This is a genomic window from Halovibrio salipaludis (genome assembly GCF_002286965.1).
Classification (GTDB): Bacteria; Pseudomonadota; Gammaproteobacteria; order Pseudomonadales; family Oleiphilaceae; genus Halospina; species Halospina salipaludis.
In genome coordinates this window covers 210,450-236,806 of record NZ_NSKD01000001.1, presented here as the reverse complement: position 1 = coordinate 236,806, position 26,357 = coordinate 210,450, and the positions used below count along the sequence as shown (strand labels likewise).

The window sequence follows — 26,357 nt, the reverse complement described above, 5'->3', positions numbered from 1 at the left end:
CTTTCCCAGCCTATGAAGAAGACGCTCCTCCAAACTGAGCAATCACCTGTTCCCCCGTCAGCGTCTCCGTTTCATTGGCAAGAGCGTAGTAGGACGGCTTATCATCAATGAAGATCTGGCCGGTTATCCGGAAATCCTCAGGGTCCTGGAAGAGACCGGCCGCCAACACGTAATCATCCTGCGGCAGGTAGTGGAAGTACAGGTGGGTGCCGCAGCTGGGGCAGAAGCCCCGTTCCGCCCATTCTGAGGAACGATAGGTGGAAGGTGTGGCGCTGCCGCTGAACTGTACTTCGGGGCCGCAGTGCACAGCGAACATCGGGGCCCCGCCCCATCGCCGGCACATGGTGCAGTGGCAGACACTGATTTCATCCTGGTCGGGGGCGGTCACCTGGATCGACCCGCAGAGACATTTGCCGTGCATGGGATCATCCTCCCTGGCGTTGATAAGCTGGCTGATTCTGAGCCTATCCTGGAAGCGAGCCTGAATCCAGGCTGAAAGGGGTGTGCTGTCTTCTGGATGGTAGCTGAGGCGATTGTCTCCCGGATTCAGGGCATTTGCTCCCGTGCCTGCTGCCGTACAGAGGGGAGTACTGTGTCACTGATGGTGGCCAGCGCCTTACGCAGCTCGGGCAGATCGATGTTGGTTTCAACCCGTCGACTATACCCGTCCTGCCGCCTGATCGTGAACGCAAGGTGGGGGGCTACCCACCAGCGTTTCCGGGAGACGTCGATGCGCTCACAGTCGGCCAGTGGCACGGTTTCGTTGATGTCATCCAATGTCAGTCGGAGCGTGCCGTTTTCCAGTTCCAGCAACGTTTCCTTTGGTTGTCCGGTGTCCAGCCATGACAGGATCGCCAGCGTAATATAGCGAACCGCACTGGTGCATAGCCCAATGACCAGCACAATCAGGATCAGAGACTCAAGAACCACCAGTGGTGGTGAACCTAGAAGCCAGTAAACAATAATGAGCACGATCAAGGGAAGGCCATGGCGGAGCAGTACGAACCACCGGCTGGTAAAGAGCCTGATGGTGCGGGTGCTGGCCTCTACCCGAAGATGTGAAGGGATCTCGTCAACCGTCACAGCTCCCCCTCCTCCTTGAGCCGGCGTACCATTTCAGCGTCGATTTTCCGTCCTTCAAGATTCTTGACAGTCAGGAAGGTTCCGGCGAGCAGGAGAGCGGCAACACCGGCGAGGCGTCCCTTTTCGAGAAAACGCAGAACCTTCTTGAATTGGGCTATAGACAGGCCACCAAGCCCAAGAAGCTGCGCGATATTGTTGATGCTCTGGACCCAGTCATGTTGATTCTCCAGCTCCTCGGTCGAGAGGGACCAGATTCCCCAGTTGGGATTGACCAGTGCAAAGTTACGCTGTTTTCGGAGTGACATCTGGAGTGGTTGCGGTAGCGTTGCCCAGTGGCGGTTGACCTCCCGCTCTTTCTGTCGGTCGAGGTGACGGTAGAGGATCAGTCCGCTCAGGGCTTTTAGTGCGTCCTTGTCACTGACATCCAGAAAGCGGGTTCTGGGAATGTCAACGATTTCGGCAAGAACTCCGATCTTTCGGCGGGGCGTTTCGGGAAGCTCATATGGAAGTGCATCGGTGCTTGACATAGGTCCCTCTTCAAACGCTTGATTTCCTATCACTCCTTTTAAAGTCTACGGATCATGCAGGGGCCGTCAAGCTGGGGCACATCAGTCGATCTCGACCTTGGTATCCAGAATCGGCGCATCAATACGCGCCAGGATGGCCTTTTCGACTTCCTGCAGACGGTGCTGAAGCAGTTGGGGGTCCGGGCCTGTGGTGACCACGCTCCAGGTGGCCAGGCCGGGGTCGTCCTGATCGGCGATCTCGGCCACGGCCAGATCCGGTTCTTTTCCCCAGATCCGGCGCATGGGGGCGAATACCCGCTTCTTGTCCCGCACGGTCTCGCAGCCATAGACCTGGAAGTGTAGCGTCATGACGCCCACGTGCGGGGGCTCCATCAGTCCTCCACGCTGGGCGTGGCGCGCTCGATGAGGGCGGCGCAGTCAACGTCGTCCGGCAGGTTGCCGAACTGGAAGTGGTCGCGCCGGCGCAGGCGGCCCGCACAGAAGCCCTGTGCCACGGTTGTGCTGGCGCCGCGCAGCAGCAGGGAGGCTTGGATGGCCAGCGCCATGCGGTCCGTGAGGTTGCGGGCGCGGTATTCCAGGTTGTGGCTGTTGCGGAACTCGTCCTCCAGCTCGCCCGTGAAGGCGTCGAAGTCGGGGTTCATGCCGCGCGCCCGGTTCACTTCCGCGAAGAAGCTGTCGAGCACGCCGGGCTCCCGGTTCATCGCGCGCAGTACGTCCAGGCACTGGACATTGCCGCTGCCCTCCCAGATCGCGTTGACGGGGGATTCGCGCAGCAGCCGCGGCATGATGCAGTCCTCCATCAGGCCGCTGCCGCCGATGCATTCCATGGCCTCATAGGCGTGCTGGGGCGTGCGCTTGCAGATCCAGTACTTGCCCACGGCCGTGACCAGGCGAACCAGGTTGCGTTCCTCCGGATCGTCCTGGTGGTCCATGGCGCGTGCCATGCGCATCGTCAGCGCCACCGAGCCCTCGCTCTCAAGGGCCAGGTCCGCGAGCACGTTCTGCATCAGCGGCTGCTGGTTCAGTCGGCCGCCGAAGGCATCCCGGTAGGCGCAATGGTGCAGGGCCTGGGCGGCCGCCTGGCGCTGGCCGGCGGCGGAGCCGATCATGCAGTCGTAGCGGGTCATGGCGACCATCTCGATGATGGTGGCCACGCCCCGGCCTTCCTCGCCCACCATCCAGGCGTGGGCGCCGCGCAGCTCCGCCTCGCTGGAGGCGTTGGCGACGTTGCCCATCTTGTTCTTCAGGCGCTGGATCTGCATCGCGTTCTTCGTACCGTCCGGGCGCCAGCGCGGCATCAGGAAGCAGCTCAGGCCACCGGAGGCCTGGGCGAGGACCAGGAAAGCATCGCACATGGGTGCTGATACGAACCACTTATGACCTACCAGCTGGTACGCCTTGCCCGGGCCTTCCTCCGCCAGCGGGTAAGCCCTGGTGGTGTTGGCGCGTACGTCGGAACCGCCCTGTTTCTCGGTCATGGCCATGCCAATGGTGACGGCCTGTTTCTCCGAGTCCGGCACATTGCGGGGGTCGTAGTGGCGGTTGAGGATCTTGGGCAGCCAGTATTCCGCCAGCTCGGGCTGTTTCCGGAGCGCCGGGACACAGGCAAACGTCATGGTGATGGGGCAGCAGTGGGCTGCTTCCACCTGGCTGTGCATGTAGTAGCGCGCGGCACGCAGCACGTGGGCGCCTTCGCCGGGATCGGTCCAGGGGGCGCTGTGCAGGCCGCCTTCCAGCGCCATGGTCATGAGCTCATGGTAGGCAGGGTGGAAGCGCACTTCGTCGATGCGGTGGCCAAAGCGGTCGTGGGTGTGGAGCTCAGGCTTGTTGGCGTTGGCGCTGTGGCCGAGTTCGATGACGTCCGAGCGGCCGGTGATGGCGCCGTATACGTCGAGTTCGCTCTCTGCCCGCGCGGCGCCTTCGCGCCGTATCGCTTCCTGGAGGGCGAGATCCTCGCGGTAGAGGTTGTAGTCCTCAAGTGCCGGCGGCTGGTTGAAGACGTCATGGGTGTCCGCCAGGAAGGTACTGTCCTGGTTGGTCTCAAAGGGTGCGTTCATTGCTGCTGTCCTCCGGGTGCCCGTACGGCCTGCAGGCAGAGCCGTACGACGTCATGGATCAGCTGGTCGGCCTTTTCCCTGTCGAGCCCGTCGGCGGCGGGTGACAGGGGGCCGACCAGTGCTTCGGCAATGGCACCGACCGTGGCGGCACTGCTGAGTTTCGGGTTCTGGTCCGGGCGGAAGCATCCCTCGCGCATGCCCCGGACCAGGGTCTGTTCAAAAAGTTCCGCGTAGGCCTGGCGGTAACGCAGGCGTTCCTCGTCGACCATGGGGTCAACCGGCTCGGCGATCAGTGCCCATGCCATGGTGGGCGAGCGGATGGCTCTTCTGGCAAAGACTTCCAGCGCCTTGGCCAGTGCCTCATCGGCGGGGCCTGTGGTGTTCAGTGCTTCACCGACACGCCTGACCTCCACTTCGGTCGCATGCCGGAAAACCTCCGCAAACAGGTCACTCTTGGACTCAAAGTGGCGGTAGACCGAGCCAATGGCGACACCGGATTCCTCGGCCACCCGCGCTACCGAGGCGGCCCCGAAGCCGCCTGAAGCGACCAACTGTTGGGTGGTGTCCAGGATGCGCTGGCGTGTGGCTTCCTTGCGGGCCCGCATACGGGGCGTTTCGCGATAGGCCATGGATGCTCCTGAATCCGGGGCGATCTATAATGATTGAATAACAGTTCAGTTCTTACGTCAAGCGCTGTCGGACATAAGTGGCGTCTATGAAAAAGCCGGGCACAGGGCCCGGCGGAGCAGTACTTCAAGGGATAGAGGTCCGGCGCCGGGCGCGCCCGACCTGACTTTCAGTCTAGATGTCGCAGGCCCGATGAGCCCGCCATGCAACAAAAAATCACAACTTCAGGCTGCCGGGAATCCTGCCCGGCTTGCAGGCGCTCTCTGGCATAATGGTGCCAGCAACGGGATCAGCAGGAACAGGAGATACGCAGTGACCCGCCAAAGTCGAGAATTTCCCGCAACCCGCATGCGCCGTAACCGTCGTGACGGATTTTCCCGTCGGCTGGTGCGCGAAACCCACCTGGGCGTGGATGATCTGATCTACCCGGTCTTTGTGCTGCCGGGCGAAGGGCAGACGGAGCCGGTTCCCTCCATGCCAGGGGTGGAACGCCACAGCATTGACCGGCTTCTGGTTCACCTGGAAGAGGTGGTGGAGCTGGGAATACCGGCAGTGGCGCTGTTTCCGGTCACTCCACCGGAGCGCAAGAGTGAGGACGCCGCCGAGGCCTGGAATCCGGACGGCCTGGCCCAGCAGGCGGTGCGGGCGATCAAGCAGCGCTTCCCGGAACTGGGGGTCATGACGGACGTGGCTCTGGATCCGTTCACCAGCCACGGCCAGGATGGGATCATCGACGACAGCGGCTATGTGCTCAACGATGAAACCCTGGTGGCGCTGGTGCGCCAGGCGGTTTCCCATGCCCGGGCCGGGGCGGATGTGGTGGCGCCCTCGGATATGATGGACGGGCGCATCGGCGTGATCCGCGAGGCGCTGGAAGATGAAGGTTGTGTGAATACCCGGATCATGGCCTATTCTGCGAAGTATGCCTCCAGCTACTATGGGCCCTTCCGGGACGCGGTGGGCTCGGCGGCCAACCTGGGCGGTGGCGACAAACGGACCTACCAGATGGACCCGGGCAATCTGGGCGAGGCGCTGGAAGAGGTTGCGCTGGACCTGGGTGAGGGCGCGGATATGGTCATGGTCAAACCCGGCATGCCCTACCTGGATGTGATCAACCAGGTGCGCAATGAATTCCGGGTGCCGGTGTTTGCCTACCAGGTCAGTGGGGAGTACGCGATGCACATGGCGGCCGGCGAGAAAGGCTGGCTGGACGCCGATGCGGTGATGATGGAGAGCCTGACCGCCCTGCGCCGGGCCGGCGCCGATGCCATACTCACCTATTTCGCGGTCAGGGCTGCACGCCTGCTGAGGGGCACCAACGCATAAGGACGCATCATGAACCAGGCGGTAACCGACACCAGTAGCCTTCAGCTGCCGGATCTCAAGGCGCCGGAGAACTATTTCAATCGTGAGATCAGCCACCTGCAGTTCAACTACCGGGTGCTGCGCCAGGCCTGTGATGAAAGCCATCCGCTGCTGGAACGGCTCATGTTCTGCTGCATCTTCAGCAGCAACATGGACGAGTTCTTCGAGATCCGGGCCGCCGGTCTGCGCCAACAGCTCAAGTACGGTCGGGAGGTGCCCGGCCCGGATGGGCGGGCGCCGCAGCAGACGCTGAACGAGATCGCCGATGTTGCCCACCGTTACGTGGAGGAACAGTACCGGATCCTGAACGAACGGATCATTCCGGAGCTGCGCGAGGAGGGCATCCACTTCGTGCGGCGGCGGGACTGGACCCGGGCCCAGGCGGACTGGGTGGCGCGCTATTTCCGGGACGAGATCATGCCGGTGGTTAACCCCATCGGTCTGGATCCTTCCCATCCGTTGCCGCGCCTGGTGAACAAGAGCCTGAACTTCATCGTGGAACTGGACGGCAAGGACGCCTTTGGGCGGGAGACCGGCATGGCGATCGTGCCGGCGCCCCGCTCCCTGCCCCGGCTGGTGCGGTTGCCGGACGAGGTGTGCACCAGTGGCGACAACCTGGTGTTCCTGTCCTCCATGATCCACGCGCACGCCAATCTTCTGTTTCCGGGCATGCGCATCAAGGGCTGCTACCAGTTCCGCCTCACGCGTAACGCGGACCTTGAGCTGGAGGACGATCTGGAGGACCTGGCCTCAGCCCTGCGGGGTGAGCTCCTGAGCCGGCGCTTCGGGGACGCCGTACGCCTGGAGGTGGCGGACAACTGCCCCCGTCACCTGGCGGATTTCCTGCTGCGCCAGTTCGGGCTGACGGAACGTGAACTCTACTGGGCCAATGGCCCCGTGAACCTGGCGCGGCTGACCGCCGTCAGCGATCTGGTGAATCGCCCGGACCTGCAGTACCCCGCCATGACGCCGGGCCTGCCCAGGATCCTCAAGGGTCGTGACAGTACCCTGGATGCCGTGCGTCAGCAGGACATACTGCTTCTGCACCCCTACGAGAGCTATTCGCCGGTGGTGGATTTCCTGCGTCAGGCCGCGCGTGACCCCCAGGTGCTGGCCATCCGCCAGACCCTTTATCGGACCGGCGCGGACTCCGAGATGGTCGAGGCATTGGCGGAGGCTGCACGCCGGGGCAAGGAAGTCACTGCGGTGATCGAGCTGCGGGCGCGTTTCGACGAGGCGGAGAACCTGGAGCTGGCCAGCCGGCTCCAGGAGGCCGGCGTGATCGTGGTCTACGGCGTGGTGGGCTACAAGACCCACGCGAAGATGATCCTGATCGTGCGGCGGGAGAACGGGCGTCTCAAACGCTATGTGCACCTGGGGACCGGCAACTACCACGCCGGCAATGCGCGCCTTTACACCGACTACAGTTTCATGAGCTGCGACGATGCCCTGGGCGACGACGTCAACAAGATATTCCAGCAGCTGACCGGCATGGGCAAGACCCTGCGCATCCAGAAGCTGCTGCATGCCCCCTTCACCCTGCACAAGCGGGTGCTTGAGCTGATTGAGCGGGAGACTGCCAACGCGCTGGCGGGAAAGCGGGCGCGCATCATCGTCAAGGTCAACGGCCTGACCGAGGCGGAAGTGATCCGCGCGCTCTACCGGGCCTCCTGCGCCGGGGTCCATGTGGATCTGATCGTGCGCGGCATCTGCTGCCTGCGCCCCGGGGTCGAGGGGCTTTCCGACAACATCCGTGTGGTTTCGATTATCGGGCGTTTCCTGGAGCACAGCCGCGTCTACTGGTTCGCCAATGCCGGGGAGCCGGAGGTCTACTGCTCCAGCGCTGACTGGATGGAGCGCAACCTGATCAGCCGGGTGGAAACCTGCTTCCCGATTGAGGATCGGCGGCTGGCGCGGCGGTTGCGCCGGGACCTGGAGGTGTACCTGAGGGACAACGCCCAGAGCTGGGAACTCCAGCCTGACGGCAACTACATTCAGCGCCAGCCGGCCGCCGGGGAGAAACGTGTGGCCAGCCAGCAGGCGTTGATGCAGCGGCTCACGGGGTCCGGCTGAACCATGCGGTGGCTGCCCCTGATCGCGCTTGCGTTGCTGGTTGGTATTGCCGGGGGCGCTCCCTATGGTCTGGGGGCGCTCACGGAATCCGGGTTCCGTTCGGTTGTGCATGATTACGACCGGGAGGGCCGTGACTGGCGGCTGACCAACCTGGATTACGAGCGCGGCTATCTCAATGCGGTTGCCCGGTATGAGCTGCGCTGGCGCTCGGGCGATGGCGGGGAGCAGGTGCTTCCGCTGGTGACGCGCTTCAACCATGGGCTGACGGATGTGCGGGCGGTGACGCGCCTGGCGGACGGCGCTCTTGAATCCTTTTCCCCGCTGATGCCCGAGGGGCAGGAGCCAAGGCTCCGGGTCGAGGTTGGCGTCGGTGGTAGCGCTGATATCCGCATGCGTATTCCCCGGCTTGAATGGGGGCCGGAGACGCCGGTCCCCGCGCTGGCAGGGTCCAGCGGCGAGGTCGCCCCGGTGGATCTGACCGGGGAATGGTCACGGGGGAATCACCACCGACTGAGTATGCAGTGGCCGGGTCTTTCCATGGATCTGGGCGATGCGCGTATCGAGGTGGGCAGTGTCACGCTTGATCACCGGCTCGGCCCTCTGGGTGAGCGTCTCTGGCAGGGCGAAAGCCGGCTTGATGTGGCTGCACTGACGGTGGACCCAGTTCTGGACGATCCCATCGTTGCCGAGGATGTCCGTTTCCGGTTCCGGGCCGGAGACGAGGAAGGCTATCTGGATGCCAGCCTGGAGGCTGTGATCGGGGAGCTGCGTAACGCGGGGCGTTCCTTTGGTCGTCAGGCACTGGTGCTGAAGGCGGACGATCTTCATGCAGCCAGTCTCGACCATGCGGTGGACAGTTTCATGGAACTGCGTTCGGCCGAGGCGGATGCCGGGGAGGGCGCCGGGGCGCAGGGCCAGGAGCTCATGGACCGGTACACCCGTCTTTCCCGGAACCTGCAGACGCTGTCCGCGCGTGGCGGGCGCCTGAGCCTGGAGGAGCTGCTTCTGACGCTGCCGGACGGCACCGTGGAAGGGGAAGGATTCCTGGCCTACCCGCGCCGGCCCGAGTCGGAGTGGGAGCAGCCGGTAAGTCTGCTCCGGCATGCCAGTGCCGAGGGTGTCCTGTATGTGGACCGCGGCATGGTCTGGGCCCTGCCGCGGGTTGCGCGACGCATACTCGGCCGGCTTGAGCGGGAGAACGTGGTGACACCCCGGGATGGCCGCTATCACCTGGATCTGCGGCTGGACTCGATGCAGCTCCGGGTCAACGACGACCGCTTCGAGGTGCCCCCCTTACTCTGAGGCCACCGGCAGCTGGATGAGACCGGCACGGCCGATGCCGCGCGGGTCGGCGGCGCCCCGGGCGATCCCTGAGCTCCTGTCCCGCTGGATCAGCTGCATGTTGCCGTAGGTCCGGTCCACATCATGCAGTTCATGACCCATTGCCCGCAGCGCCTGCTTCTCGGCCTTTGAGAAGGTATCCGGCTCATGCTCAATCCGGTCCGGCTCATACTGGTGGTGGAAGCGCGAGCGGCTGACCACCGTTTCAGGAGGCCTGCCATCGAGCACATCCAGTGCGGCCAGGAAATTCATGGTGATGATGCGACTGCCGCCCGGGGCGCCGAGCGCTGTGATCCGCTCCGGGCTGCGGATGATGAGCGGGCTCATGCTCGATAACGGGCGTTTGCCGGCCTCCACCTGATTCGCCTCGCCGCCGACCAGTCCCCAGGCGTTGGCGTGCCCGGGCTGGATGCTGAAATCATCCATCTCGTTGTTCAGTACAACGCCGGTGCCCTCGGAGGTGACCCCGGAGCCGAACGGATAGTTGATGCTCAGGGTGGCGGATACGATGTTGCCCTCGGCATCCATGACCGACAGATGGGTTGTGTGGTGACCGTCGGTGCCGGGGCCACCCAGATCGGCGCTGGGCGTCGCGCGCTGGGGGTTGATGCTGCTCGCGAGGGTTCGCAGGTAGGCCGGATCGCTCAGCCGTTCCCGGGGAATGTCGGTGTAGGCCGGGTCGCCCATGTGCACGGCGCGGTCCCGGTAGGCCCGGCGCATCATCTCGGCCAGCCAGTGCACGCGGGTTACCCGGTCTGCGTCCTCGGGAACCGGGCGCTGCTCCAGCATGCCGAACAGCTGGGTCAGTGCCATGCCGCCCGACGAGGGTGCCGGGGCGGTCAGCAGGGTGGCATTGCCGTAATCGATGCGCACGGGATCGCGCTCGATCAGTTCATAGCCGGCCAGGTCCTCCATGGTCCAGATGCCGCCGGCCTCACGGGCATCCTCAACCAGCTGTTCCGCCACCGGCCCCTGGTAGAACCCCGCGCGTCCTTCCTCGGCCAGGTTTTCCAGTGTCCGTGCCAGCGCCGGCTGCCGGATTTCATGGCCTTTCTCCGGGACCCCGCCGTCCTCCAGGAAAAGATCACGGGTGCCGGGGTAAACCCGCATGACCTCCAGGCGGAATTCGGCGAGATTGCGGTAACGCTCGTCCACGGGGAAGCCTTCACGGGCAAGGCGTATGGCCGGGGCCAGGCTGCGGGCGAGAGGCAGTTGACCGTATTCCGAGGCCATGTGGTCAAAGGCCGCGGGCTGGCCGGGAATGCCTGCGGCCAGGGCGCCGTTCAGCGAGGGCTTGCCTTCCCGGACATCGCCTTTTTCATTGAGGTAGAGTCCGGGATGGGCGTCACCAGGCGCTTCTTCCCGGGCATCGATGACGGTAGCCCCGCCGTCGGCCTGCCGGATAACCCAGAAGCCGCCACCGCCAATGCCCGAGCTGTAGGGTTCCACCACGCCCAGCGCGGCAGCGGTGGCGACGGCCGCATCCACGGCGTTGCCGCCGTTCTCAAGGACCTTCAGGCCGGCCTCGGTGGCCATGGGGTGGGCCGAGGCAACGCCGGCGTTGGGCTCGGGCTGCCCACCGCTCAGGGCACATCCGGTCATGAGCAGCGCGGCGAGCGCTGCGGTGAACAGGCTGCCGATGCGTCTCATGGCGTGTCTCCTCAGCCGTTGCGTTGCTGGAAATGGCGGTGGAGGCTCTCCGAAACCTCGGGGTCGACAAAGCCGCTGACATCCCCGCCAAGACCGGCGATTTCGCGGATCAGGCTGGACGAGAGAAAGGACAGGTGGTTGGCCGGCGTCAGGAAAATGCTCTCAACCCCGGGCGCCAGTTCCCGGTTCATGTCCGCGAGCTGGAATTCGTACTCGAAGTCCGAGGCCGCGCGCAGGCCCCGCAGGATGATGTTGCCGTTCTGTTCCTTGACGAAGTCCGCCAGCAGTTTGCTGAAGCCCATCACGCGGACGTTGGGCAGGTCCGAGAGGACGTGTTCGCAGAGCCGGACCCGTTCTTCCAGGGGCAGCAGGGGGCCTTTCTTGGTGCTGGAGGCAACGGCGACCACGACTTCGTCAAAAATGCGGGATGCGCGCTGGACCAGATCGGTGTGGCCGTTGGTGACCGGGTCAAAGGTGCCCGGGTAGATGGCAGTGTTCATCAGCGTTTCTCCAATGCCTTATGCGTTGCTCTGGAGTCGCCCAGCCAGCCTGTGGCTGTTGCGTGCCGCCAGAGCATACACGGTCAGCTGCGGATTCGCACCCAGACTGGTGGGGAAGATCGACGCATCGTGCACGGAGAGGTTGCTCAGGTGGTGGTGCTCGCCCCAGCTGTTGACCACGCTGCGGGCGGGATCATCGCCCATGGAACAGCCGCCCATCTGGTGGGCGGTGAACAGGCGGGCCCGGAGTTCGGCAAGCGGCAGTTCCCGGATTCCCTGCTCGGCCTCCTTCCAGCTGTGCCAGTAGGGAGCATCCATGTGCACCGGTCGCACCGCTTCGGCGCCGGCGGCGAACTGGATCTCGGCCATGCGCAGCCAGGCATGCCGGAAGGCGGACCACAGCGAGTCACTGATGGGGTAATGCAGCTGCGGGCTGTTGTCGTCGCGCAGGGTGACGGTACCGCCCTCGCTGTCGCTGTTGAAGCCGTCACGCAGCAGCGCAATGATGGACTGGGTCTGCGGGAAGTGGCGCGCCTGTTCGACCATGGCCTCGCCGTGGTCCGGCAGCACGGCAGCCGCCATGACCGGGTGCAGCGGCGGCACCTCCAGCTTGTAGCCGGGGCTGCCGGTGACACCGTCACGCCAGAGGAACTCGTCCGAGTAGATGGACTGGGGTGCGCCGTAGTAGGGCTCTACGGTCTCCGGCATGCGCGCCACTGTGGCGTTGACCGGGTGCAGGAAGGTGCGGCGGCCGATGCGGTCATAGGGGTCGGGAACCTCCGAGCGCAGCAGAATACCGGGAGAGCCGATGGCACTGCCGGCGACCACGAAGTGCCGGGCCCGGATGCGCATCCGGCGGCCGGTGGCGGTGACGCCGTCCGCGCCGAGGGCCGTGCCCCGGAGTTCGCGCACCCGATCCCCCTGGTGGTTGAGCCGGTCCACGCGCAGCGAGTGGATCAGCGTGGCGCCGTCACCCAGGGCTGAGGGCACGCTGGTCACGAGCGTGCCCTGCTTGGCGTTGGTGGGGCAGCCCATGCCGCAGTAGCCCAGGTTCCAGCAGTTGCGCACATTGCGGGGAATCGTCTTCCAGTCCCAGCCCATGCGTTCACAGCCGTCGCGCAGGATGTCGTTGTTGCGGTTGGGGTCCACGTTCCAGGGCTGGATGTTCAGGGCCTGTTCCCGGTTGGCGAACCAGGGGGCGAGGGTTTCCGGGTCGCAGTCCTGCACGCCGTGGGTGTTCTGCCAGTGGTGGAGGGTCTGTTCCGGTGTCCGGAAGCTGGAGGTCCAGTTGACGGTGGTGGACCCTCCCACGCACCGGCCCTGGAGAATGGCGATGCTGGCGTCGGCGGTGGCGCGGGTCATGCCTTCCTGATAGAGCCGGCTGTAGGCCTTGTGTTCGTCCATGGTGAAGTCCGGGTCGTGATACAGGCGGCCCTCTTCCACCATGATCACCTTCAGGCCGGCGCGCGCGAGCACTTCGGCGGTGGTGCCGCCACCTGCTCCGGTTCCAATAACGGCCACGTCGGCCTCAAGGGTGCGGTCTTCTTCCAGCAGGGCCGCGTCGACCACGTCCCAGCCGTCATCAATGCCTTTGCCATACAGATTGAAATTGGCCATCGGGGCTCCGTGTCCGTCATGTCGGGGTCAGTTCAGGCGGATGCCTTCTGCATCTGGGGCAGTGCGTCATAGGTGTACGCGGGCGGTCCGGGGTAGCCCATCTGTTCCCAGTGTGCCGGCTGGCCGTACCAGGCCGCGTTGCTCACCTGGACCAGCCCCAGGTAGGCCTGGTTGAAGATGTTGAACATGCTGCCGCGCCAGCGCTGGAGAAAGGCCTCGGCCTGATCCCCGGAGACATTGGGCCAGTAGGAAGAGACCCGGGCCAGGGTCAGCCGGGTGATGGAGGATTCCAGCAGGTCGAACAGCTGGCGGAACTGGCGCTGGTTGGGCGGTCCCATGACATGGAAGGCTTCGTCCATGGCGACCAGGGTCTCCGACAGGGCGCTGTTCCTCGCCTCCGCTTCCCGCGGCATGCCCGGGCCCACAATGGCGGGTAGCAAAGCGGCCATGACCACCCGGTCCTCCTCGGTCATGAAGCGCCACTGCCGGTCTGGGGCCGTGGTGGCCGGGATCATCGGGTCATGGGTGGGACGGGCGGAGCAGCCCGCGAGTCCGGCCAGAACCAGGGCGCCGCCGGCCGCCACCCCGCCCTGGAAGCCAAGGCGGAGGAACTGGCGGCGGTCCGGATCGGGGGAGGATGAATCCATGGGCCGGGCTCCTGTCAGCGGATGAACAGTCTGTAGATCACCCTGTGCAGCAGTGTGCCGTGAGGTGCGTGTATGGCCTTGCCGCTGTTGAGCCGCTGCTTGCTCATGACGCCCCGCGCATTGCTGAAGGTCACGAAGCCCTCGCGGCCGTGATAGGCGCCCATGCCGGAATGGCCGACGCCGCCGAAGGGCAGGTCATCCTGCCCCACGTGCACCAGCGTGTCGTTGATGCACATGCCGCCGGAATGGGTCTGTTCCCGCACCCGGCGCTGCTCGCTGCGGTCATAGCCGAAGTAGTACAGGGCCAGCGGGTTCGGGCCGCTGTTCACGTACTCAAGCGCATCCTCGAGCCGGTCATAGGGCACGATCGGCAGCAGCGGCCCAAAGACCTCGTCCTGCAGAACCTGCATGTCCTGCGTGGCACCCAGGACTAGGTGCGGCGGCAGTTTGCGGGTGTCCTCGCCAAAGTACTCGTTGCCCGGGTTGATCTGGATGATCTCCGCCCCCTTCCCGCGGGCGTCATCCAGCACGCCTGTCAGGCGTTCGTGCTGGCGCTCGTTGATGATGCTGGTGTAGTCCGGGTTGTCCTTGATCGTGGGGTACATGCGGGCCACCGCACTCCGGAAGCTGTCCACGAAGCTGTTCACCCGGTCGCGGGGGCACAGGATGTAGTCCGGTGCCACACAGGTCTGGCCGGCATTGATGCACTTGCCGAAGGCGATGCGTTCGGCCGCATCCTTCATGGGCACTTCCCGGGAGATGATCGCGGGCGATTTGCCGCCCAGCTCCAGGGTCACCGGCGTGAGGTTCTCGGCGGCCGCCTTCATCACCATGCGCCCGATGGGGGTGGAGCCGGTGAACAGCAGGTGGTCGAACGGCTGTGAGGAGAAGGCCTGGGCCACGTCCGCCTCACCGTTGATGACGGTGACCAGGTCGGACGGGAAGGTCTCGTGCAGCAGCCGTTCAAGCAGGGCCGACGTGGCCGGTGTGAACTCGGAGAGCTTGAGCATCACCCGGTTGCCGGCGGCCAGCGCCGCGGTCAGGGGGCCGGCGGCCAGGAACAGCGGATAGTTCCACGGCACCATGATGCCGACCACGCCCAGGGGTTCGTAGTGCACCTCGTTGCGGGCCGGCTGGAAGAGCACGTGCACCTTGCGCTTCTCGGGCTTCATCCAGCTGCTGAGGTGGCTCAGGCTGTAGTTGATGTTCTGGATCGAGGGCATGATCTCGGCGAGCAGGGTTTCGTCCCGGGAACGGCCGCCGAAGTCCTCGCTGATGGCGTCGCACAGCGCATCCTGGTTGGCCAGCAGCACGCGCTTGAGCCGCTTGAGGTGTTCCCGGCGCTCGGTGCCACTGGGCATGGGCTGGGCCCTGAAAGCCTCCCGCTGGGCGCTGAACGCACGGCTGATCTGTTGGATCTGCTTCCGGTTATCCGTCAGCTGAACAACGTTGGCGACCATGGCTGGTTCTCCTGTATTGTCCCGGAGTTCTGCCGCTGATCCTCTGTGGCGGATCCGTTGCTGGCAGATCTAGAGCATGTACTCTAGGATCAATATTAGAGCATGTGCTCTAGCAGTCAATACACCAGCGCCGATGGAATGCGTCTCCAGGGCCGAGGATTGCCATGAAAACCCGTGACAGGATTCTCAAAGCCAGCCTTCAGCTGTTCAACGAACAGGGTGAGCGCAATGTGACCACCAACCACATCGCCGCGCATCTGGGCATTTCGCCGGGCAACCTCTATTACCATTTCCGCAACAAGGCGGACATCATCTATTCGCTGTTCGTGCAGTATCGGGGGCTGGTGGACCGGTATCTCAAGGTGCCGCGCAACCGCACGCTCACGGTGGAGGACAAGATGTTCTACCTGGAATCCGTGTTCGACGGCCTCTGGCACTACCGTTTCTTCCACCGCGATCTGGAGTACCTGCTGACTATGGATGAGCGGCTGCGCCACGACTACCGGGAGTTCACCTTCCACTGCCTGGGGGAGATCCGGGCGGTCCTGAAAGGGCTTCAGGAAGCGGGCATTCTCCGCCCCCACTCCGAGCAGGAGCATGAGGCCATGGCCCTGAATGTGTGGCTGGTGGTGACCAACTGGATGGCATTCCTGAAGACGGCGAGTGCCGACGGCGGCAGCGACGGCAATACCCAGCGGGAGCTCAAGCAGGGCATCTACCAGGTGCTCACCCTGGAAATGCCGTATCTGACGGAGGCCTATTACGAGCGTGTGACGGCGATCCGGGAGCAGTACCGGCCGGATCTCAGCGTCATGGAGGGGGGCTCCCGGGCGGAGGAGCCCGATCTGTCAGTCTGACGCCGGTTCCACGCCAAGCAGCCAGTCACTGAGGTGGTTGCGGGCCGGTTCCACGCCCTGCCCCTTGAGGGCCGAGAACGGCTGGATGTGGTGAATGCACTCAATGCCTTCCAGGTCCCGTCGGACGCTCTCAATCTGGCGCCGCGCCGGGTTGCTCTTGAGTTTGTCCGCCTTGGTCAGAAGCAGCATCATTGGCAGCCCGTGATGCTCACACCACTCGATCAGCATGGCGTCGAACTCCGACAGAGGGTGGCGCAGATCCATGATCAGGGTCATGCTCACCAGCGACTGCCGGTGGGCCAGGTAGTCGCCCAGGTGTTTCTCCCACTGCTTCTGGGTATTGCGCGAGACGCGCGCGAAGCCGTAGCCGGGCAGATCCACCAGCCGGGTTCCGGGCGTACTGAGGGAGAAGAAATTGATCAGCTGGGTGCGGCCCGGTGTCTTGCTGGTCCGGGCCAGGTTGCCGATCCGGGTTATGGCGTTGATGGCGCTGGATTTGCCCGAATTGGAGCGCCCGGCAAAGGCCACCTCGCGCCCGGTGTCCTCGGGGCACTGGTCGAGCCGTGCGGCGCTGGTCAGAAAGCGGGCACTGTTGAAAGCGATACGGGTCGAATGTCCGGTCACGGCGCGGCCTGCGTCCATTGATTTCAGTCGGTGGCGAAACATGTATAATACCACACCAGTTTGCGGGGCCGGCGCCTTTGAAGGAGCCGGCCGAACGGACAATGTGTAATCCGAGTGGTGTCACGATGAGAAAACTGCTGACCGGTCTTGTACTGACAGTGGGCCTGGCCGGACTGGCCCAGGCGGCCGACCCCGGCGCCGGGGAAGAAATCGCCCAGAACCAGTGCGTTTCCTGCCATGGGCAGAATGGCGTTGAGCCGCTGCAGCCGAATTACGCACGGCTGGCCGGGCTGGGTGAGGACTACCTGTTCAAACAGCTGAGCGCCATCAAGAGCGGCGATCGCAATGTGCCGGAGATGATGGGCATTGTGTCGGGCCTGGATGAACAGGATATGCGCGACCTGGCGGCCTACTACAACCAGCAGGAGATGCCCCGTGGCGAGGCGGACCCGGAGAAGGTTGATGCTGGCGAGTCCCTCTATCGCGGTGGTGACCTGTCACGCGACGTGGCGGCCTGCACCGCCTGTCACGGGCCGAAAGGGCTGGGCAATGAGCCTGCTGGCTATCCGCGGCTGAGCGGTCAGTCCGCGGAGTACGTGGTCAAGTCCCTGAAGGACTACCGCTCCGGTGACCGCGTCTACGGTCCGCAGAGCCAGATCATGGGCGACATCGCCAGTAAGCTCAACGACGATGAGATCGAGGCGGTGGCCGAGTACATCGAAGGGCTCTACTGAGGCGTTCCGCGGAACCTCTACTTGCCGACTCCTGCAAAGTTCGCTTCAATGGGAGGCGCTTTTCACTTTCAGTGACCGCAGGAGAACGGCATGCTTTATCGCAGCCTGATCGCACTTTCCGCCTTCCTCGCCATGGTCCCGGCCGCACTGGCCGCGGAATGGGAGGAAGGCACCCATTACAAGACCCTTTCCGAACCTGTTGAGACCCGATCCGGAGACCAGCTCGAACTGGCCGAGGTCTTCTGGTACGGCTGCCCTTCCTGCTACAGCATGCAGCCCGTCATCGAAGAGTGGAAGGAGACCAAGCCCGATGATGTGAACCTGCGCCATGTGCCGGCGTCGCTGCGGCGTGACTGGGAGCCCCACGCGAAAGCGTTCTACGCTGCGCGCCAGCTCGGTGTTGTGGACGGGATCCATTCCGAGCTGTTTGATGCGCTGGCCGGGGAGCGCCGTGACCTGAATGATGTCGACGCCATTGCTGCTTTCTTCGAGGAGCAGGGGGTGGCGGAAGCCTCGGAGGTCCGGGATGCCTGGGGCAGTTTTGCGGTTGATACCGCCATGCGTCGTGGCCGCCAGTTCCAGCAGGGGGCCAAGGTGACCGGCACCCCGACCCTGGTTGTCGAGGGTCAATATGTCATTTCCGTCAGGGCGGCCGGCAGCTACGAGAACATGCTGGCCATTGCCGATCACCTGCTGGAAAAGGAACGCTCCGGCGACTGACTGTGTATCCGAAGCTGCGTGACCAGGTCCGGCGTCTGGCCGCCCCCGGCCGCCCCCGGGGAGCGGCTTCAACCTCCAACAGCGCCCCCTCCCTGGCCGAGACGGGCCGGATAAGGCTGCTCACCTTCAACATCCAGGTAGGCATTGCCACTGAGGCCTATCACCACTATTTCACCCGCAGCTGGCAGCACCTTCTGCCCCACTCCCAGCGCCGGGACAACCTGGACCGCATTGCGGAACTGCTGCAGGATTACGACGTGGTGGCCCTTCAGGAATGCGATGGGGGCTCGCTGCGCAGTGGTTTCGTCAACCAGGTCCAGTACCTGGCAAGCCAGGGCGGCTTCCCCTACTGGCGCCAGCAGCTCAACCGGAATCTCGGGCGTATCGCCCAGCACAGCAACGGTATCCTCAGCCGTTACCAGCCCCTGAGGGTGGAGGAGCACCGCCTGCCGGCACTGATTCCGGGGCGTGGCGCCATGATGGCCTTCTACGGCCAACCGGATGACCCGCTGGTCCTGGTGCTGATGCACCTGTCCCTGAGCAAGGGGGCGCAGAATCGCCAATTGGGTTACATCCGGGAACTGATCGCCCCTTACCGGCATGTGGTGCTCATGGGCGATATGAATGCCCATGCCGAGCAGCTTCTGACCCATTCCCCGCTGCGCTCGGCAGAGCTGATTCCGCTTCCGGATTCGGCGATGAGCTTTCCCAGCTGGCGCCCGGAAAAGGCGCTGGATCACATCCTGGTGAGCCGAACACTGGATGTGCACGACACCCGGGTTGTGGACTATCCGGTGTCGGATCACCTGCCGGTCAGTATGGAGATCGAGATTCCGGGGGTTACTGTGTAGGCGGGGCCACAGTCCCGGTGTCGGCTTTGCTGGGCAGGATCACCTGATGGGCTATACTCGGGGGTACGGCGATTCTTTCTGGCCCGGGACTGACCATGGCGGAATTCGATGAGGAGCGTAACCAGCTCCAGATCAAACTGGTCTACTATGGGCCAGCCCTCAGTGGCAAGACCACGAACCTTGCCGCTCTCCATGACCTGCTTCAGCCGGATCTCAAGGGCGATATGATGGTGCTTGAGACCCAGAATGATCGCACGCTTTTCTTTGATCTGTTCCCTCTTGGCTTTCAGTTGCCCTCCGGACTGACCGTGACCCTCAAGCTGTATACCGTGCCCGGCCAGGTCCAGCATGACAGCACGCGCAAGGCCGTCCTTTCGCGTGCAGACGGAGTCGCATTCATCGCCGATTCCCAGCGCAACCAGGAACAGAACAACCTGGAATCCTTCCGGAACCTGAGCGAGAACGCCCATCGCGTGGGCCTGGATTTCGGGACGCTGCCGCTGGCCGTCCAGTTCAACAAGCGGGATCTCGGGGACGTTGTATCGAAGCCGGACCTGGTTGCCCGGTGGCAGAGCAGCCCCTGGTGGCCGATCAAGCTGGCGACCGCCCTGGAGAACAAAGGGGTCCTGGAGACGTTTCAGCTGCTTCTGGAGCGCACCTGGGGCGCGCTTGATCGTGACTACGCACTCGGGGAACAGCATGGCCTGGATCGCGTGACATTTGTGCAGAACGTGCTGGGGCAGAGTTATGCCGTCAGTTGAGCCCGGGATTGGGGACTTCGGTGAGCTGGAAGCGAGGCTGGAGCAGCTCGGCTGGGATGATCTGATGAGCGGGCGCGAAACGGCGCTGCTGGAGAAGTCGCTGACGCAGGTTGCCGGGGTTCCGGTTGCCATCGTCATGGCCGCCGGAGAACAGCCGGTGGCCCCCATTCGCCACCAGCTTCAGACGGTGGCATGGGTCAGTGCGGATCTTGATACCGGCCTGCTCCAGGGGCTTGCGCGTACGGCGGAGCGGGTGCTGTACCAGGCCTCCCGCTATTACCTGGCGGCCAACCTGCATCTGGATGTGGTCCAGCGCAATTACCAGGAGCTCCAGCAGCAGCACGCCCGGCTACAGGCATCGGAAGCCCGGTACCGGGAGCTTTCAGAGCAGCTGGAGGAGCGCGTTCAGGCCCAGGTGGCCCAGATCGAGGATCGCCAGCGGCGCCTGTACGCGTCGGAAAAGCTCAATGCGGTGGGGCGCCTGGGGGCCGGGGTCGCCCATGAGATCAATAACCCCATTGGGTTCATACGCTCCAACCTGAACTCGGCTCGGGATTACCTGGGGACTTTCGCCGAACTGTCGAAGCGGCTGCGCACACTGCCGGGGGGCGAAGAGCTGGCCCGCGAGCTGGACCTGGATTTCGTGGTCCCTGATTTCCAGGACCTGATTGATGAATCCATTGATGGTTCCGCCCGTGTTGCGGCAATTGTGAGTGCACTGCGCCGCTTTGCGGGCACGGATGAAAGCGGTGTCTGTGCCACCTGTATCAATGAGTTGCTGCAGGGCGTCTGGGCGGTGGCGGAAGGAAGCCTCGGGGAGATGAGGGTCGACTGGGCGCTGGATGAATCCGTTCCACCGGTGGAATTGGATCGGGCAGGGATCAGTCAGGCCTTCTACAATCTTATGGAGAATGCCTCACTGGCGGCGGAGCGCCCGGTAGGGCTGGTGGTGGAAACCGAGGGCCACGAGCAGGGCGTCCGTGTGCGGATCCGGGATGATGGTGACGGGATGGCCCCGGAGGTGCTTGCCCGGGCCTTTGATCCCTTCTATACGACACGGTCTGTAGGAGCTGGCACCGGTCTCGGACTGAGTGTCTGCCGTGACACCATCCGGGCCCACGGCGGCGGCATTGATATCAGCAGTGAGCCCGGTTCCGGAACTGTCGTGTCGGTCTGGCTTCCCGGGAACCCTCCTGCTGGTGAAAGCTGAACCAGGCGCGTTGCATGTCCGATTTTGACCAGTACTTTCTGTCCAGCAGCAAACAGTCCGGAGACCCTGAGCCAGACTCTCCGGAAACAGGCCAGTATCGTCTGCTGTTTGTGGACGATGAACCCAATGTGCTGAGTTCCCTGCGCCGGACTTTTCACCGTGAGAACTATGGGATCCAGTGTGCAGCCAGTGCCGAGGAGGCTCTGGCCCTGGTGCGTTCCGAGCATTTCCATCTGATGATTACCGATTTCAAGATGCCCGGTATGAATGGCGCGGACCTGCTGCGGGAAGTCAGGGAGATCTCGCCGGACACCATGCGCATCATGCTGACCGGGCATGCGGATACCCAGGCGGTGATGACCGCCATCAATGAGGGAGCGGTCTATCGTTTCATCCTCAAGCCCTGGAACGATGACGACCTGCGCGTGACGGTGGCCCTGGCGCTGGAGCAGTACGAGCTGCGGGAGAAGAACCGCAGCCTGGAAAAGACCACCAGTCGCCAGGAAAAGGACCTGGATGTCTTCCGCAAGATGAATCAGCAGCAGCGCAGCCAGCTGGCGCTGATGCTGCACAAGCATGGACTCATCAACCGCCAGCAGGTCCAGGAGGTCTATAAGATCCAGCAGGCGCGCAAGGTGGCGACCATCCGGCTGCTGCTCGAGAAGGAATGGGTCTCCCGGGAAAAGCTCTACAGCCTCCTGCGCGACGAGCTGCTCTTTGATGAGGTCGCGCTGGCGGAATTCGCGGTTGATCCGGAGGCGCTGGACCTGATCCCCGCGGATGTCTGCCAGGGCCAGCTGCTGCTGCCTCTGCGGGTCAGGGGGCGCCGTCTGGTGCTTGCCATGGCGGACCCGCTCAACCAGCCGCTCATCGAGGAACTTTCCTTCGCCATTGGGCTGAAGATTGAGCCGGTGCTGGTGCGGGTGGATGAGCTGGAGGAGCGGCTGGGTCAGTTGTTCGGCGATTCCAGGGAAGGCATGGAGGAGCTCGAGTCCGTCTTCGATGCCAATGATCCCGGTGACACCATCGAGCTGGTCATTGAGGACGATGACTCCGATGTGGACCTGGAAGGGTTGCTGTCGGATACCCAGCAGCCCTCGGCGGTGCGTGTGGTCAACGCCGTCATCATGGAGGGACTGCGGCTGGGGGCAAGCGATATCCACATCCAGCCACGTACCAATGTGGTGGTGGTCCGCTACCGGATTGACGGGGTTCTGCAGGACAAGATCCGTATTCCGAGCACCATGCAGATGAGCATTGTCTCGCGGATCAAGGTGATGTCCGAGCTGGACATCACCGAAAGGCGCAGGCCCCAGGATGGCCGGCTGACCGTGAAGACGCCCATGAAGATTGTGGACCTGCGGCTGTCGACCCTGCCGACGCTCAATGGCGAGAAGGTGGTCATGCGGGTGCTGGATCGCAATTCCAGCATCAAGAACATCGATCAGCTGGCGCTTTCGGATCTCAACCGGCAGCGGCTGCTCAATGTCATCACCCGGCCCCAGGGCATCATCCTGGCCACCGGGCCCACCGGCAGCGGTAAGACCACAACCCTCTATGCCATGCTCCAGCATCAGGCCACGCCGGAGAAGAACTACGTCACCATTGAGGATCCGGTGGAGTTCTACATGGACATGGCGGGTCAGGTGCCGGTCCGGGAAAAGGTAGGGCTGGATTTCGCCTCGGTTCTCAGGGCCATACTGCGCCAGGACCCGGATGTCATACTGCTGGGTGAGATCCGCGACCGGGAAACCGCGGAGGTGGCGTTCCATGCCGCGATGACCGGTCATATGGTCTACTCAACGCTGCACACGAATTCGGCCATTGCCTCCGTCGCCCGTCTTCTGGACCTGGGCCTGAAACCCTATGTGGTGGCCTATGGGCTGGAATGCGTGATTTCCCAGCGGCTGGTGCGGCGGCTGTGCCCGCACTGCCGTGAACCCAGCACGCCGGATCCGGAGATCCAGAAACTGCTGGGGCCAGCCTTCGCGAGCCCCGGTCTCTACGATCATGTGTCCAGGGGTTGTGACCGGTGCCACCACCAGGGATTCAAGGGGCGGGTCGCGCTGCATGAGGTCCTGAGCGTGACCGAGTCCATGCGCCACGTGATCGCCTCAGGCGGAGCGGTACGCGAGATGGTGGAACAGGCGGAGAGCGACGGGCTGGTCACGCTGGCCGCGGATGCCCGCTACCGCGTTGAAGCGGGCGAGACGAACCTGGCGGAGATCCTGAGGGTGCTGGGCAGTCAGATCGACATCTGAGGCCGTCTAATCCTCGTCTGACAGCGTGATGAACCCGTCCTGGTCCCGCTCAACCCGCGTGATCCCCGGTGCTTCCGACTCCAGGCGTTCCAGTTCCTTCTTCTGGGTTTCCAGTTCGCGCTCCTGGCGCCGAACCTTTTCGGCCAGTCGCTGGTTCTCCAGTGCCATCTCCTTGTAGCGCAGGGCATTGTCGAGCGTGACCAGCAGATCCTCGTTGGACCAGGGTTTCAGGATGAAACGGTACACTTCCGAGTCGTTCACCGCGTTGACCACACCTTCAAGGTCGGCCTGACCGCTGAGCACGATCCGCAGTGCGTCAGGGTGGGACTGCTTGAACTGGTTGAGCAGGGTGACGCCGTCCATGCCGGGCATGCGGTAGTCGGAGATGATCAGATCAAGCTGATGGTGTCTGAGTTCGGCGTGGGCGCTGCGGGCGTCATTGCAGGTAAGGGTGATCCAGTTCCGGTGACGGAAAAGGCGCACCAGGGCGCTCAGAATCTCCGGCTCGTCGTCGATCAGTGCAATGACGGGCTTCTGTTCCTCCGACATGGGCTCACTCCTCGTTGGTGTGGACGTCCCTGGCCGGTACCGTCACGGACACCTTGAGGTGCCGGCGGTCCTCCCAGCTCATCCGGGTAAGGCGTTTGATGGCGCTGTCGTTGAGTACCGTCCCCTTGACCATCAGCAGGATGCCGTTGGCGCTGACGAGGTCGCGTGTCAGCTCCATGCCCGGGCGCAGCTCCGGTATGGACAGCATCATGCCGGTTTCATCGTCCTGGGGCTCCAGGGTGAACTGATTGACGATGGGCTCAAGCGCGGCCAGAACCTCCGGGTCATAGAAACGGCCGGAGCGCTCCTTCATGCTTTCGTAGGCCTCTGCGGGTGAGACGGGTGGGTCCCGCAGCAGAGACGTCTGCTGGCCCACGAAGTCCCTTGCCACCCGGATGATGCGTGCTCCCTGGGGGATGGCCTCTCCGGCCAGCTCGTCGGGGTAGCCTGTGCCGTCCATATTCTCCATATGGGCGCGGATCAGCTCGGCGCAGGGGCGCAGGGCCTTGATCGGCATCAGGGCCATTTCACCCAGTGTGGGGTATTGGCGGTACTCGGCCAGATCCCGGTAGGTCAGCTGGGTTTCCGAGCGTCCCAGGACATCATCGTTCAGGCTGAGCTTGCCCACCTCGTGCAGCAGGGCCGCATAGTAGATGTAGCGGACCCGGGCCGTGTCCAGTTCCAGTCGCTGGGCAATGCGCCGGGCGAGGTCCGCCACCTCCCGGGAGCGGCCTTTCACCAGATGGGGGCGGCTGGCAATGACGGATGAGAACACGCGCACAAAGGAGTCGTAGCTGTTCTCGAGCTGGCGGAAGGCTTTCTGCAGGTCCGCCGTACGGGATTCCAGTGCGCGTGTACGGTCATGTACCCGCTGTTCAAGATCCCTGTTCAGGTCCTGGAGTTCCCGGTTCTGTTCCCGGGTCTGGTCGATCAACCGCTTTTTCTGGCGCTCCAGCTTGCGGATGCGCAGGCCCTCTTCGATGGCCTCGATCAGTGCCTCGTCATCCCAGGGCTTGGAGACGTAACGGTTGATGCCGCCCTGATTGAGCGCATCAATGGTGGCACTCATGTCCGCATACCCGGTCATCAGGAAGCGCACGCTGAATGGCCAGCGCTTTCTGACCTCGCTCAGGAACTGCGCGCCGTCCATTTCCGGCATGCGCATGTCGGAGATGACCAGGTCGATCGGGTTCTTTTCCAGGATCGCCAGTCCCTCCCTGCCGCTGGCCGCAAACCAGCAGTCGTAGTCGTGGCGGCGCATGAGACGCCGGAGCGCGTTCAGGATGGGTTCCTCATCATCGACGAACAGGATGCGGAAACGGTAGTCGCTCATTCCGCGGCCCCACTCGCTGCCTGCTGTACGGGCAGGACAACGCGGAAAGTCGTGCCTTCACCGGGCGTGCTGGACACGCTCAGCTCGCCCTGGTGACTCTGGACTATGCCATAGGAAAGCGACAGGCCGAGCCCGGTGCCCTTGCCGACCGGCTTGGTTGTGAAGAACGGCTCGAAGAGCCGGTCCAGGTTGTCGGGATCCACGCCTTTGCCGGTGTCGGCGATCCGTACTTCGATATGGTCCGCATCACGATGCGCCGTGGAAATGGTGATGAGGCCCTGCTCCTCAATCGCCTGGGCCGCGTTCACCAGCAGGTTAAGGAAGACCTGGCCCAGCTGGGAGTCCACGCCCGTGATCGCTGGCAGCTCCGCAAAGTCGGTTTCAACCGTGGCCCGGTACTTGATTTCATTCCGGGCCACAGCGAGTGCCTTGTTCAGGCACTGATGGATGTCCAGGGATTCCATCTCGCCGGTGTCCGTGCGGGAAAAGTCCCGGAGGGAACGGATGATCTTTTCCACCCGCTCAATGCCGTCCCTGGACTCGTCCAGGAGGGAGGGCAGATCCTCCCGGATGAATTCGAGATCATGGCTGCGACACAGGGACTGGAGCTCCGGAGACTGGAACTTTTCTCCCAGCGCCTCTGCAAACGCATCGTTCAGGGCCAGGAGCGATTCCGTGTATTCGCGCAGCGAGGACAGGTTGGAGCGCACATAGCCGATGGGGTTGTTGATCTCATGCGCGACACCGGCCGCCAGCTGCCCGATGCTTGCCATCTTTTCGGACTGCATCAGCTGGTCGCGGGCCTGTTTGAGCTCGCGTATCAACTCATCCTGTTCGTCCTGGCGCTGACGCAGCGCGGCATTGCTCGATGCGAGCTCCTCCAGGAGGGTGTTCTTGTCCATGGTGCTCATGGCCTCCTGTATCAGCCGGTTGGCGTTCAGTTCGTCCTCGCGCGCGAAGGGCTCGCTGCCCGCATTGCGGATCAGTACGAGTGTCAGAGTGAGCTGTTCGCCCTGGCGGTAGGGGACAGCCATAACCGGGAGGAATTCTTCTCCCGCAGGGCAGTGGCAACGCCAGGGGGCATCCGGCGCCAGGAGGCCGTAGCCCTGTTCCTCCCATTCGAGGACCTTATCCAGCGTCAGGTCCCGGCCGATCCAGGAAACGCTGTGGTCGGGATCCAGGGCGATACCTCCGGCGTGACCTTCACAGAGCAGGCTCGCCCGGGTCAGGAGCTCACGGTGGAATTCCGGCTGGTCCCTGTGGACATGCCTGAGCCATTCATGGATCTCGGACCAGAGATAGTGCTGGTGCTTACTCATGGGGCTGTGTCCGGCCGCTGATCATGTGTCCTAACAGGCAGTCTATATGCTTTTGTGCATTCTGCCCGGCGCGGGTGTAAATGGTCTGTTTCTGCACGTGATGTTTTGCAGTCACAGGCATGAACGGCTGTGCGTGGCTACACTGGTGATAATGGAAATGGAGACAGCGCCCGCACACCATGAAACACGCC

At 63.6% G+C, this 26,357-nt stretch carries 25 protein-coding genes; 10 read left to right on the top strand and 15 right to left on the bottom strand.

Annotation, left to right across the window (positions count from 1 at the left end; translation table 11 throughout):
• Window positions 1-10 precede the first annotated feature (10 nt).
• The 6 genes from CK501_RS01150 to CK501_RS01125 form a co-directional block, all read right to left on the bottom strand.
• Window positions 11-421 carry a GFA family protein gene (locus CK501_RS01150; RefSeq protein WP_095615890.1) on the bottom strand — a complete coding sequence of 137 codons (411 nt, stop codon included), beginning with the start codon at window positions 419-421 and terminating at the stop codon, window positions 11-13.
• Between the two features lie 125 nt (window positions 422-546).
• Window positions 547-1,083, bottom strand: a complete 537-nt coding sequence (locus tag CK501_RS01145; RefSeq protein WP_095615889.1) for a hypothetical protein — start codon at window positions 1,081-1,083, stop codon at window positions 547-549.
• Window positions 1,080-1,610, bottom strand: coding sequence for a hypothetical protein (locus tag CK501_RS01140; RefSeq protein ID WP_095615888.1), 531 nt, complete (start codon window positions 1,608-1,610; stop codon window positions 1,080-1,082). The genes CK501_RS01145 and CK501_RS01140 overlap by 4 nt, the downstream gene beginning before the upstream one ends.
• 81 nt (window positions 1,611-1,691) lie before the next feature.
• Complete coding sequence (locus CK501_RS01135) at window positions 1,692-1,982, bottom strand: DUF503 domain-containing protein (RefSeq protein WP_095615887.1); 291 nt, start codon at window positions 1,980-1,982, stop codon at window positions 1,692-1,694.
• Window positions 1,982-3,667, bottom strand: a complete 1,686-nt coding sequence (locus CK501_RS01130; protein ID WP_095616571.1) for an isovaleryl-CoA dehydrogenase — start codon at window positions 3,665-3,667, stop codon at window positions 1,982-1,984. Before CK501_RS01130 ends, CK501_RS01135 begins: the two co-directional genes overlap by 1 nt.
• Window positions 3,664-4,296, bottom strand: a complete 633-nt coding sequence (locus CK501_RS01125; protein ID WP_143421362.1) for a TetR/AcrR family transcriptional regulator — start codon at window positions 4,294-4,296, stop codon at window positions 3,664-3,666. The genes CK501_RS01130 and CK501_RS01125 overlap by 4 nt, the downstream gene beginning before the upstream one ends.
• A gap of 310 nt (window positions 4,297-4,606) precedes the next feature.
• Between CK501_RS01125 and hemB the strand changes: the two genes are divergently transcribed.
• From hemB to CK501_RS01110, 3 genes are read left to right on the top strand one after another with little or no spacing between them, the layout of a single operon-like run.
• Window positions 4,607-5,620, top strand: a complete 1,014-nt coding sequence (gene hemB / locus CK501_RS01120; protein ID WP_269844176.1) for a porphobilinogen synthase — start codon at window positions 4,607-4,609, stop codon at window positions 5,618-5,620.
• Window positions 5,621-5,629: 9 nt separating this feature from the next.
• Window positions 5,630-7,732: a polyphosphate kinase 1 gene (ppk1, locus tag CK501_RS01115; RefSeq protein WP_095615885.1), complete on the top strand. Its 2,103-nt coding sequence runs from the start codon at window positions 5,630-5,632 to the stop codon at window positions 7,730-7,732.
• A 3-nt stretch (window positions 7,733-7,735) separates the two neighbouring features.
• A complete protein-coding gene (locus CK501_RS01110; protein WP_095615884.1) occupies window positions 7,736-9,034 on the top strand; it encodes a DUF945 family protein in 1,299 nt (432 codons plus the stop codon).
• On the opposite strand, the gene ggt is transcribed toward CK501_RS01110, so the two are convergent.
• The 5 genes from ggt to CK501_RS01085 are packed head-to-tail and all read right to left on the bottom strand — an operon-like array spanning window position 9,026 to window position 14,947.
• Window positions 9,026-10,723, bottom strand: a complete 1,698-nt coding sequence (gene ggt / locus CK501_RS01105) for a gamma-glutamyltransferase (RefSeq protein ID WP_095615883.1) — start codon at window positions 10,721-10,723, stop codon at window positions 9,026-9,028. The genes CK501_RS01110 and ggt overlap by 9 nt on opposite strands.
• 11 nt (window positions 10,724-10,734) lie before the next feature.
• Window positions 10,735-11,223: a pantetheine-phosphate adenylyltransferase gene (gene coaD / locus CK501_RS01100; protein WP_095615882.1), complete on the bottom strand. Its 489-nt coding sequence runs from the start codon at window positions 11,221-11,223 to the stop codon at window positions 10,735-10,737.
• Between the two features lie 18 nt (window positions 11,224-11,241).
• Window positions 11,242-12,840 carry a GMC family oxidoreductase gene (locus CK501_RS01095; RefSeq protein ID WP_095615881.1) on the bottom strand — a complete coding sequence of 533 codons (1,599 nt, stop codon included), beginning with the start codon at window positions 12,838-12,840 and terminating at the stop codon, window positions 11,242-11,244.
• A 32-nt stretch (window positions 12,841-12,872) separates the two neighbouring features.
• Window positions 12,873-13,487, bottom strand: coding sequence for a hypothetical protein (locus tag CK501_RS01090; RefSeq protein ID WP_095615880.1), 615 nt, complete (start codon window positions 13,485-13,487; stop codon window positions 12,873-12,875).
• Between the two features lie 14 nt (window positions 13,488-13,501).
• On the bottom strand, window positions 13,502-14,947 hold the full coding sequence (locus tag CK501_RS01085; RefSeq protein ID WP_095615879.1) for a coniferyl aldehyde dehydrogenase: 1,446 nt from the start codon (window positions 14,945-14,947) through the stop codon (window positions 13,502-13,504).
• A gap of 164 nt (window positions 14,948-15,111) precedes the next feature.
• Between CK501_RS01085 and CK501_RS01080 the strand changes: the two genes are divergently transcribed.
• Complete coding sequence (locus tag CK501_RS01080) at window positions 15,112-15,804, top strand: TetR/AcrR family transcriptional regulator (RefSeq protein ID WP_095615878.1); 693 nt, start codon at window positions 15,112-15,114, stop codon at window positions 15,802-15,804.
• Here CK501_RS01080 and yihA read toward each other — a convergent pair.
• On the bottom strand, window positions 15,796-16,428 hold the full coding sequence (gene yihA / locus CK501_RS01075) for a ribosome biogenesis GTP-binding protein YihA/YsxC (RefSeq protein ID WP_233128821.1): 633 nt from the start codon (window positions 16,426-16,428) through the stop codon (window positions 15,796-15,798). The two genes, CK501_RS01080 and yihA, sit on opposite strands and share 9 nt — an antisense overlap.
• A 125-nt stretch (window positions 16,429-16,553) precedes the next feature.
• On the opposite strand from yihA, the gene CK501_RS01070 reads away from it, so the two are divergent.
• The 6 genes from CK501_RS01070 to CK501_RS01045 all read left to right on the top strand — a co-directional run bounded on the left by CK501_RS01070 (window position 16,554) and on the right by CK501_RS01045 (window position 22,965).
• A complete protein-coding gene (locus CK501_RS01070) occupies window positions 16,554-17,162 on the top strand; it encodes a c-type cytochrome (RefSeq protein ID WP_095615876.1) in 609 nt (202 codons plus the stop codon).
• A 90-nt stretch (window positions 17,163-17,252) separates the two neighbouring features.
• Window positions 17,253-17,882: a thiol:disulfide interchange protein DsbA/DsbL gene (locus tag CK501_RS01065; RefSeq protein WP_095615875.1), complete on the top strand. Its 630-nt coding sequence runs from the start codon at window positions 17,253-17,255 to the stop codon at window positions 17,880-17,882.
• A gap of 2 nt (window positions 17,883-17,884) precedes the next feature.
• Entirely contained in the window at window positions 17,885-18,733 is an 849-nt protein-coding gene (locus CK501_RS01060; RefSeq protein WP_095615874.1) for an endonuclease/exonuclease/phosphatase family protein, read from the top strand.
• A gap of 95 nt (window positions 18,734-18,828) precedes the next feature.
• Window positions 18,829-19,494: a GTP-binding protein gene (locus tag CK501_RS01055; protein ID WP_095615873.1), complete on the top strand. Its 666-nt coding sequence runs from the start codon at window positions 18,829-18,831 to the stop codon at window positions 19,492-19,494.
• Window positions 19,481-20,704, top strand: coding sequence for a sensor histidine kinase (locus CK501_RS01050; RefSeq protein WP_095615872.1), 1,224 nt, complete (start codon window positions 19,481-19,483; stop codon window positions 20,702-20,704). Before CK501_RS01055 ends, CK501_RS01050 begins: the two co-directional genes overlap by 14 nt.
• Before the next feature lie 14 nt (window positions 20,705-20,718).
• Window positions 20,719-22,965 carry an ATPase, T2SS/T4P/T4SS family gene (locus tag CK501_RS01045; RefSeq protein WP_095615871.1) on the top strand — a complete coding sequence of 749 codons (2,247 nt, stop codon included), beginning with the start codon at window positions 20,719-20,721 and terminating at the stop codon, window positions 22,963-22,965.
• 6 nt (window positions 22,966-22,971) lie between these two features.
• On the opposite strand, the gene CK501_RS01040 is transcribed toward CK501_RS01045, so the two are convergent.
• The 3 genes from CK501_RS01040 to CK501_RS01030 are packed head-to-tail and all read right to left on the bottom strand — an operon-like array spanning window position 22,972 to window position 26,166.
• Window positions 22,972-23,514, bottom strand: coding sequence for a response regulator (locus CK501_RS01040; protein WP_095615870.1), 543 nt, complete (start codon window positions 23,512-23,514; stop codon window positions 22,972-22,974).
• A 4-nt stretch (window positions 23,515-23,518) separates the two neighbouring features.
• A complete protein-coding gene (locus CK501_RS01035) occupies window positions 23,519-24,847 on the bottom strand; it encodes an HD domain-containing phosphohydrolase (protein WP_095615869.1) in 1,329 nt (442 codons plus the stop codon).
• On the bottom strand, window positions 24,844-26,166 hold the full coding sequence (locus CK501_RS01030; RefSeq protein WP_095615868.1) for a sensor histidine kinase: 1,323 nt from the start codon (window positions 26,164-26,166) through the stop codon (window positions 24,844-24,846). The genes CK501_RS01035 and CK501_RS01030 overlap by 4 nt, the downstream gene beginning before the upstream one ends.
• Window positions 26,167-26,357 lie beyond the last annotated feature (191 nt).

What these genes read in the sequence shown, in the direction of transcription:
- CK501_RS01150 (WP_095615890.1), bottom strand. Translation starts at nt 421, where the DNA reads ATGCACGGCAAATGTCTCTGCGGGTCGATCCAGGTGACCGCCCCCGAC.
- CK501_RS01140 (WP_095615888.1), bottom strand. Translation starts at nt 1,610, where the DNA reads ATGTCAAGCACCGATGCACTTCCATATGAGCTTCCCGAAACGCCCCGC.
- CK501_RS01135 (WP_095615887.1), bottom strand. Translation starts at nt 1,982, where the DNA reads ATGGAGCCCCCGCACGTGGGCGTCATGACGCTACACTTCCAGGTCTAT.
- CK501_RS01130 (WP_095616571.1), bottom strand. Translation starts at nt 3,667, where the DNA reads ATGAACGCACCCTTTGAGACCAACCAGGACAGTACCTTCCTGGCGGAC.
- CK501_RS01125 (WP_143421362.1), bottom strand. Translation starts at nt 4,296, where the DNA reads ATGGCCTATCGCGAAACGCCCCGTATGCGGGCCCGCAAGGAAGCCACA.
- ppk1 (WP_095615885.1), top strand. Translation starts at nt 5,630, where the DNA reads ATGAACCAGGCGGTAACCGACACCAGTAGCCTTCAGCTGCCGGATCTC.
- CK501_RS01110 (WP_095615884.1), top strand. Translation starts at nt 7,736, where the DNA reads ATGCGGTGGCTGCCCCTGATCGCGCTTGCGTTGCTGGTTGGTATTGCC.
- ggt (WP_095615883.1), bottom strand. Translation starts at nt 10,723, where the DNA reads ATGAGACGCATCGGCAGCCTGTTCACCGCAGCGCTCGCCGCGCTGCTC.
- coaD (WP_095615882.1), bottom strand. Translation starts at nt 11,223, where the DNA reads ATGAACACTGCCATCTACCCGGGCACCTTTGACCCGGTCACCAACGGC.
- CK501_RS01095 (WP_095615881.1), bottom strand. Translation starts at nt 12,840, where the DNA reads ATGGCCAATTTCAATCTGTATGGCAAAGGCATTGATGACGGCTGGGAC.
- CK501_RS01090 (WP_095615880.1), bottom strand. Translation starts at nt 13,487, where the DNA reads ATGGATTCATCCTCCCCCGATCCGGACCGCCGCCAGTTCCTCCGCCTT.
- CK501_RS01085 (WP_095615879.1), bottom strand. Translation starts at nt 14,947, where the DNA reads ATGGTCGCCAACGTTGTTCAGCTGACGGATAACCGGAAGCAGATCCAA.
- CK501_RS01080 (WP_095615878.1), top strand. Translation starts at nt 15,112, where the DNA reads ATGAAAACCCGTGACAGGATTCTCAAAGCCAGCCTTCAGCTGTTCAAC.
- CK501_RS01070 (WP_095615876.1), top strand. Translation starts at nt 16,554, where the DNA reads ATGAGAAAACTGCTGACCGGTCTTGTACTGACAGTGGGCCTGGCCGGA.
- CK501_RS01065 (WP_095615875.1), top strand. Translation starts at nt 17,253, where the DNA reads ATGCTTTATCGCAGCCTGATCGCACTTTCCGCCTTCCTCGCCATGGTC.
- CK501_RS01055 (WP_095615873.1), top strand. Translation starts at nt 18,829, where the DNA reads ATGGCGGAATTCGATGAGGAGCGTAACCAGCTCCAGATCAAACTGGTC.
- CK501_RS01050 (WP_095615872.1), top strand. Translation starts at nt 19,481, where the DNA reads ATGCCGTCAGTTGAGCCCGGGATTGGGGACTTCGGTGAGCTGGAAGCG.
- CK501_RS01045 (WP_095615871.1), top strand. Translation starts at nt 20,719, where the DNA reads ATGTCCGATTTTGACCAGTACTTTCTGTCCAGCAGCAAACAGTCCGGA.
- CK501_RS01040 (WP_095615870.1), bottom strand. Translation starts at nt 23,514, where the DNA reads ATGTCGGAGGAACAGAAGCCCGTCATTGCACTGATCGACGACGAGCCG.
- CK501_RS01035 (WP_095615869.1), bottom strand. Translation starts at nt 24,847, where the DNA reads ATGAGCGACTACCGTTTCCGCATCCTGTTCGTCGATGATGAGGAACCC.
- CK501_RS01030 (WP_095615868.1), bottom strand. Translation starts at nt 26,166, where the DNA reads ATGAGTAAGCACCAGCACTATCTCTGGTCCGAGATCCATGAATGGCTC.